This window comes from Archangium sp. (genome assembly GCF_036389735.1).
GTDB lineage: Bacteria > Myxococcota > Myxococcia > Myxococcales > Myxococcaceae > Archangium.
Map to the genome: position 1 here is coordinate 1 of NZ_DASVWK010000196.1, position 8,188 is coordinate 8,188.

3 protein-coding genes are annotated in these 8,188 nt (G+C 68.0%); all 3 read right to left on the reverse strand.

Annotation, left to right across the window (positions count from 1 at the left end; all coding sequences use genetic code 11):
* A partial coding sequence (locus VF794_RS07295) for an amino acid adenylation domain-containing protein (RefSeq protein WP_331108454.1) occupies window positions 1–4,562 on the reverse strand: 4,562 nt, incomplete at its 3' end.
* Entirely contained in the window at window positions 4,559–6,289 is a 1,731-nt protein-coding gene (locus VF794_RS07300; protein WP_331108455.1) for a condensation domain-containing protein, read from the reverse strand. The genes VF794_RS07300 and VF794_RS07295, both read right to left, overlap by 4 nt.
* Window positions 6,290–6,309: 20 nt before the next feature.
* Window positions 6,310–8,188: condensation domain-containing protein (locus tag VF794_RS07305; protein ID WP_331108456.1), on the reverse strand; the 1,879-nt coding region annotated here is incomplete at its 5' end.

Below are 8,188 nucleotides of genomic sequence, written 5' to 3' on the forward strand. Positions count from 1 at the left end.
CCGTCAGGCTGCAGCGGGACCAGCACCGGAAAGGACGCGGTGCCCTCCCTCGTGCGCAGCAGCGCGGCCATCTTCTCGATGGTCGGTCCCTGGAGCAGGGCGCTGAGAGGCAGTCGGCGGCCGAACTCGCGCTCCACGCGCGTGATGAGCCGGACCGCCATGAGGGAGTGGCCTCCCAGCTCGAAGAAGTCCTCGCGGGGACCCACCGCACCTCCCCCCAGAACCTCCTGCCAGCACCTGGTCAGCCGTCGCTCGATGTCGTCACGAGGGCCCTGGGTGGGCTCGGCCGGACGCGTCCGCGGGAGCGCGGCCGGGGCCGGCAGCCGCTTCCGGTCGATCTTTCCGTTGGGCGTCTGGGGAAACTCCTCCAAGGACACCACGGTGGCTGGGACCATGAACTCGGGCAGGCGCTCGGACGCATAGCGGCGCACCTCCTCGACCGTGACGCGACGGTCCCCGTCCAGAACCACGTAGGCCACCAGCGCGGTCTGTCCCGTCGCATCGGTATGAGGGGTGAGCACCACGCCTGTTACCGCTGGGTGTTGCCCGAGCACGGCTTCGATTTCGCCGAGCTCCACGCGGATGCCGCGGACCTTGACCTGCGCATCCAGGCGCCCCAGGTATTTCAGCCTCCCGTCGGGCAGCATCTGAACCAGATCGCCGGTGCGATACATGCGGGCCCCCGGGTGTCGGCTGAACGGATCCGGCAGGAACCGCTCCGCCGTCAGCGCTCCCGCCCCGACATAGCCGCGTGCCAGCCCCTCTCCACCGAGATACAGCTCTCCGGGGACGCCGGGGGGCACGGGAGTCCAGCTGGGGTCGAGCACATACGTGTGCACATTGCCGATGGCCCGGCCAATCGGCGCCTCGCCATGCTCCGCGGACCCGGTGCCTGTCTGGGACAGCTCGCAGAGCGTGGACACCGCCGTCGCCTCGGTACAGCCGTAGGTGTTGACGAGCCGCAGGTCTCGGCCGACACAGCGTTTCCAGGCCCGCACCCGGTCCCAGGAGGCCTGTTCCCCCCCAATGACGAGGAGGCGCAGCGAGGGGGGCACTGGCAGGCGCTGGCGCTCGAGGTCCACGGTGAGTTCGTGCCAGAACGCCGTCGGCAGGTTCAGGAGGGTCAACCGCTGGCGCTCGCACATCTCCAGGAACTGCGAGTAGGAGCCGGGCAGGTCCTGGGGCCGTAAGACCAGGGTCGCGCCCGCCACCAGGGTCGGGAAGATCTCCTCGGCACTGGTGTCCCAGCTGATGGACGCGAATTGAAGCACCCGGTCCGAGGGCCGCAGGCCGTAGTCCTCGACCGCGGTAAGCGCGTAATTGAGCAGCGAGTGGTGGCGGACCACCACGCCCTTGGGGGTGCCCGTCGAGCCCGACGTATAGATGATGTACGCCGCGTTGTCGGGCAGCACCGGCCCACATGCCTCCTGGACGGGGAGGGGGCTTGCCGCCGCGGGCTCCTCATCCAGGCACACGATTCGACAGGTGGCGGGCGCCGGGAGTTGCTCGGCCCGCGCTCGCACCGTCAGCACGAGCCGCGCCTGGGAGTCCCGCAGCATGTACTCCAGCCGCTCGCGCGGATAGGCGACATCCAGCGGCAGGTAGGCGCCACCGGCCTTCAGGACGGCCAGCAAGGCCACCAGCAGCCCGGGGGATCGCTCCAGGCAGACGGCGACTGTCACCTCGGGACCAACCCCCAGCTTCCGCAGGTGCTCCGCCAGCCGGGTGGACTGCGCACTCAGCTCTCCATAGGTCAGCCTCTCCCCGTTGGGAGATTCGACGGCCAACCGCTCCGGGCTCGAGCGCGCGTGCTCCTCGATGCGCCCGAGCAGGCCCTGTTCCCAAGCGAAGGCCAGGGCCCGGCCCCGCTGCTGCTCGACCTGCTGCTCCCGCTCCTCGGCCGTCAGCAGTGGCAGCTCCGACAGGTGAGTCTCCGGTGCCTGGACGATGCCCTCCAGGAGCGTCCGGAACTGCCCCATCAGGCGCGTCACCGCCGTCGCGTCGAGCAGGTCGGTGTTGTAGATGACCCTGCCGAGCAGGCCCTCGCTGGTGGCCATGAACTGCAGCTCGAGATCCACATCCGAGGCGGTGCTCTCGAATGGCAGGGGGATGAGCTCGAGGTCTCCCAACTCGATCGAGGTCGTGGGGGCGTTTTGAAGCACGAAGAGGACCTGGAAGAGCGGGTGATGGCTCGCATCCCGCCGCGGACGCAGCTCCGCCACGAGCCGCTCGACGGGCACCGTCTGGTGCGCATAGGCCTCCAGCGTGACGTCGCGGACCCGCTCCAGCAGTTCCAGGAAGCGTGGGTTCCCCGAGACATCCGTGCGCAGCACCAGGCTGTTGAGAAACAGGCCGATGAGGCCCTCCAGCTCTGGGCGCTCGCGGTTGGCCGACAGCGTCCCGACCACGAGTTCCTCGTCGCGCGTGTAGCGGTGCAGCAGCACCTTGAAGGCCGCCAGCATCACCATGAACAGCGTGCCGCCCGCTCGCTGGGCCAGCTCCGCGAGCCGGTTGGCGAGGTGGGCGGGGTAGATGAAGGTGGCATCCGCGCCACGGAACGATTGGCGTTTGGGGCGCGGCCGGTAGATGGGAAGGTTCAAGACCGGAAGCTGTCCTCCCAGCTTCTGGCGCCAGAACTCCAGGTCCGCGGCTCCGCTGCCGCCTCCCTCGTATTCCTTCCGCTGCCAGGCGGCATAGTCGACGTACTGAAGGGGCAGCCCGGGCAGCTCTGGCTGTCGCCCCGTGGAGAAGGCCTGGTAGAGGTGGCACAGCTCGCGGGCGAACACGCCCGCCGACCATCCATCGAAGAGGATATGATGGATGACGAGCACGAAGAGGTGCTCGTTCGGCTCAAGCTGGAGCAACTGTACGCGCAGGAGCGGCCCCGTCCCCAGATTGAACCGCTCGGCGAGCGCGGCGCCCAGCAGGGAGCGCGCGTGCTGTTCCTTCTCCTGCCGGGTGTGTTCTTCCAGCCTTACCACCGGCAGGGACAGCGAGCACCGCGGCATGATCTGTTGGAACGGCCTTCCAGCCTCGTCGGTGGTGAAGCAGGTCCGCAGGGTTTCGTGCCGCGCGAGGAGCGTCTGGAGGCTGCGCTCCAGCGCTCTGGCATTCAGCCGCCCCAGGACCCGATACGTCAGCGCCGTGTTGTAGGCGGCTCCCGTCTCATCCAACTGCTGGAGGAACCACAGGCGCTCCTGCGAGTACGAGAGCGGGTAGCGCGTGCCCTCCTGGCCGCGCTCGACGCGCTCGATAAGGGAAGCCACGGGCCTCTTCTTACGCAGTCGGGCGGCGAGTAACGCCCGCTTCGTGGGAGACAGGTGGCTCAAGGGAGAGGCCGGCTCACGTTCCCCGCATGCGGGTTGGGGGCGAGCGGGCCGGTGCTGTTGCACGGTTCGCTCGAGGAGTCGCTCGAACGGGTCGATGCTCAGCGTGGCGACGAACTCCGAGGCCCGTCGGCGCGACATGGCCGACAGCTCCTCGTACACGCCGCGCTGGGTGAGGACCTGCTTCAGCGCGGCGGCCCACGGCTCCACGTCCTGCTCGGGGACGATGGGAACCGGCAGGTGACGCTCATCGGAACGGCTCTCATAGCGGCTGATGGGCCGGACCGGCAGGAGATAGTCCACACCGAGCTTCGCCTCGGGCAGTCCTCCCACCTGGCTGGCCAGGACGGGGATACCGCGCAGCATCGCCTCGATGGCGACCTGCCCGAAGGCCTCCCCCCACAGCGAAGGCATGAGGATCAGCCGGCTCCGCCGGTAGAGCTGGTCGATCTGTTCGACCGGCTCCCACAGGGAGACATTCGCCAGCTTCGTGAGCGCCTGTCTGTCTTCCTGGGAAGTGCCCCAGGTCGGGATGGCGGCGAAGGCGACGTGGGGGAAGCGCCGAGCCAACTCCAGGAAGATGGAGATCCCCTTGAACGAGGACGGGTTGATCATCGTGACGGACCCATCGTCGAACCGTCCGAAGTGCGGGAAGGGCCCGGTCCCGTACGAGGGGAAGTAGATCACCTCGGCTGACGCCTGCCCCCACTGCTCGATGTAGCGCCGCACGTAATGGCTGACCGTGAGGATGCCGCTGGCACGTCGCAGAAGTGCCGCGCGATCCGGGGACCGGTCTTCCACGAAGCTCTCGGGGCCGAAGGGCAGGCTGGCCTGGCTGTGCGCGATATAGACGACGGGCGCTTCACTCGCCTCCAGCGCGGCCTCCAACAGAAAGAGCGTATGGTCTTCGGAGACCAGGACGCAGTCGGGGGCGAACTGTGTGAGGGCCCGCTGGAGCTGTGCGTGCCACTGGAAGGCATCCAGCACGGTCCAGACCTCGACGCCGTTGCGGTCGAACTCCACCACGTCCGGGGTCTGGTGCTTCAATGCGATGCCCCGGGCCCTCAGGGACTCGGCATATCCGGTGGCCCCCTGGGGGCCGCGCCGTCCACACCAGCCCAGCACCCGGCACTCATGCCCCTTGCGGCGCAAGCCTTCCATCAGCACCCGGTTCGCTTTCGCCGCGCCATCCAGGAAGGAGACATACTCGATGGGTTGTATGAGCAGGATCTTCACGGGGCATTTTCCTCTTCACGCAGCAGGCGCTCCGCTTCGTCCTCGGAAAGGTTCTCGAGTTCCGCGTACAGGGAGGCCAGGTCCCCCTCGGAGCTCTTGCTGATGAGGTGTTCCTCGAGGGTCACCGCCAACTCGGCGATCGTGCGCCCGGAGGTGAACAGGGCCTTGAGGGGAATGTCCGTGCCGAAGGCCTGCCGGACCCGGGAGATGGCCTGGGTCGCCATCAGCGAGTGCCCGCCCAGCCGGAAGAAGTCATCGTGGATGCCCACCTCCCGCGTTCCCAGGAGTTCGCACCAGATGCTCCACAGCTCTCTCTCCACGGGCGTGCGTGGCGCGTCGGCCTCCGTGAGTTGCCGACGTGTCATTTCGGAGGGCTCCCGCGCGGGCTCGCCGGATGCCGGGGTGGAGGCGGTGCGCAGCGCGGTCAACAGCTCCCCGAGAGGTCGCTCGGGCGTGTCCACCAGCGCCAGCAGCAGCAGGAGCAGGGTGTCTCGCAGCTCATGGGCCAGGGCCGAGTCGATGGCGGGGCCGCGGTGGATCAATCGCAGGGAGTACCCATTCTCCGGATCCACGATGGCGGTGAGCGCGTAGGGCGTCTCGCCTCCGAGGACTCTCACCTCGCGGACCCTCAAGGGGGCCACGGAGATGTCCTGGGGGAAGTTCTCGAATACCAGGAGCGTGTCGAAGAGCGCCTTGCCCCGTGGCAGGCCGCTCCACTCCTGGATCTGGACGAGGGGTGTGTGTTCGTACTCCTGCAGATCGAGGCGCTGCGCCTGCATCCGGCCGAGAAAGCCCACCAGGGTCTCCTCCGGCTGCAAGACGACGCGCAGCGGCAGCGTGTTGATGAAGAGGCCGACGCTGGAGGCCGCCTCCGCTGGGGTGGCCGGGCGCCCGGAGACGGTCGTTCCGAAGACCACGTCATCCCGCTGGCCATGAACGCCCAGGAGCAGCGCCCACACGGCCTGGAAGAGCGAGCTCGGCGTCACCCGATGCTCCCGTGCCAGGGCCCCCAGCCGTGCCGCCAGCTCGGAGGGCACCTTCAGCATCAGCTCCTGGAGCTCGTCGGCTCCCGCCGCGGTGGGGCCTCGTCCCAGTGGCGTGGGCTCGTGGAGGTCTCGGAGCTGGGCCTGCCAGAACGGCCTCGCCTGTTCCAGCCGCCTGCTCTGGAGATATGCGATGTACTCCCGGTAGGGCCAGCTCGGCTTCAGCCGTGGTCGCTCTCCGCGGGAGAAGGACTCGTAGCAGACCAGGATCTCCTTCATCACCACGGGCAGGGACCACCCATCCATCAGCAGGTGGTGGTGACTCCAGATGAACTGGTGGCGGTCCCCCGACAGGTGGATGACGCAGAAGCGCAGCAGGGGCGCCGCTCTCGGCTCGAAGCCCTGCTCCCGGTCTTCCTTCAGCAGCGCCTCCAACTCCTTCGTGACGGCCTCGCTCGAATGCTGGCGCCAGTCCAGCTCGCGCCAGGGCAGTGGGACCGAGCGGTGTACCACCTGGAGGGGCTTGTCCAACTCCATGAGGTGGAAGGACGTCCGCAGGGCAGGGTGCCTGCTGATGACATGAGCGCAGGCCCGCTGGAGCACGGCCACGTCCAGCACCCCTTCGAGGATGCAGAGGAATTGCTCGCAGAGCATCCCAGGGCTCTGGTTCAGCATGCTCTGGAAGAACATCCCCTGCTGAGCGGGTGAGAGCTCGTAGATGTCTTCGATCTTCTGACGGTCCATGGCGCCCCCTCGGCGGATGTTCAGCTCTCGGTGAGGTTGTGGATGAAGTCGTCCAGCGACTGCTGGGACAGCCTGGCCTGCGGAAAGTCCGATGGAGTCCATCCGCCAGTGGTGGGCTGAAGGCAGTGCCGGATCAGCTCCCTCAGCCCCTCCAGGAACCCTTCCGCCAGGCTGGTGATGGTTTCTTCCCGGTGGAAGTGGCGGCAATAGGTCCACTCGACGTGCAGTCTTCCGCGCTGGATGCTCGCCACCACGTCCCACAGGTGGTGACGGCGTCGCCGCGGGTCGACGTCCAGCCCGCTGTACTGCTGATCGGAGAGTTGGAGGAGGGGCACGGCCCGTATGCCCGCCAGCTCCATCTGGCCCAGGTAGTTGAACCCGAGGTCGGGCGTTCTCAAGGCGCCGAGCCGTGCGCGGACCTCCTCCTCGGGGTTGAGGTAGCGCAGGGCCAAGTAGCGCAGTCCGTCTCCGGGAATGCCCCGGAGTTGCTCCTTGATGGATTTGAGCAGTGGGCCGGGTTCGCCGTGGTCCACCCGGAGGAGCAGCGGGTACAGGGTCGTGAACCAGCCCACCGTACGGGACACATCGACGCCGTTGTCCATCGCATCGCGCCCGTGGCTTTCGACGTCGAGGAGCACCTTCGGGGTGTGGGCCCAGGAGGCCACCGTATCGGCCAGGGCGGTGAGGAGGAGCTCTTGCACGGTGGTGCGGTAGGCCTTGGGAGCTTCATGCAGCAGGTGCTCGGTCTCCTGCTCGTCCAAAGTCACCGTGAGGCTTCGCGCCGCTCCATACGTGTTGTCGCCGCGCGCATGATCCACGGGAAGCCGCGCGGGAGCCGCGCGCGCGAGCTGCTCCCAGTACTCGAGCTCCTCGTCGGTGGCACTGGTGCGGGTCTGGTGCTCCAGGTGCTCGGCCCACTGCTTGAACGTGGCCGTCCGGGGGGGCAGCACCACGGGAACGCCCTGCTGGAGCTGACGCAGCGCGGTCTCCAGATCCTCGACGAGGATGCGCCACGAGACGCCGTCCACGACCAGATGATGGGCCACGAGCAACAGGCGGTGGGCGCGCTCGGGGCCGGTGTGGAAGAGCACCGCCCCGAGCAGGGGGCCGCGCTCGATGTCCAGTGCCGTCTGGATGGCCTGGACCGCCTTCTCCATGGCCTCGTCCTGGCGCGATGGAGACAGCGGTGAGAGATCCCGCAGCTCGAAGGCCAGGGTCGCCTCCGCTTCCTCGTAGGACTGGTGCCAGCCGGAGTCCGTCCGGTGGAAGCGCGAGCGCAGCACGTCGTGGTGGCGCAGCAACCGCCGCAGGGCCTCCGCCAGGGTCTCCGGCGCCAGCTTTGAGGGAACCTCCAGGAGCAGCGACTGGTTGAAGTGGTGCACGGGGGCGTGCGCATCCTCGAAGAACCAGTGTTGGATCGGCGTGAGCGCCGAGGTTCCTCTCGCCCGCTCAAGCTCCTGTGGAAGCGCGGCGTGCTCCTCCACCCTGGGCGCGAGCTGTTCGATGGTCTGGTGCTGGAACAACTGCCTGGGCGTGACGAGCAGCCCCAGCAGCTTCGCCTGCGCGGCCACCTGGATACTCAAGATGGAGTCGCCTCCCAGGTCGAAGAAGTTGTCGTGGATGCTGATCTCGTCCCGCTTGAGCACGGCCCGGAAGACGCGGGCGAGTCGCTCCTCGACGGGATTGCGCGCCGCCACGATGTCCTGGCGCGGGGCCTCGACGTGCTCGAAGGCCAGGGCGCGCAGCACGTTGCGTGCGACCTTGCCGTTGGTCGTGAGGGGCAAGGCATTCTCCAGGAAGTGGATCCTGGAGGGCCGCAGGTACGCTGGCAGGCGTTCGTCCAGAAAGGCCCGCAGGGCGGAAGGGGTGGCGAGCAGATCCTTGTCCGGGACGACGAAG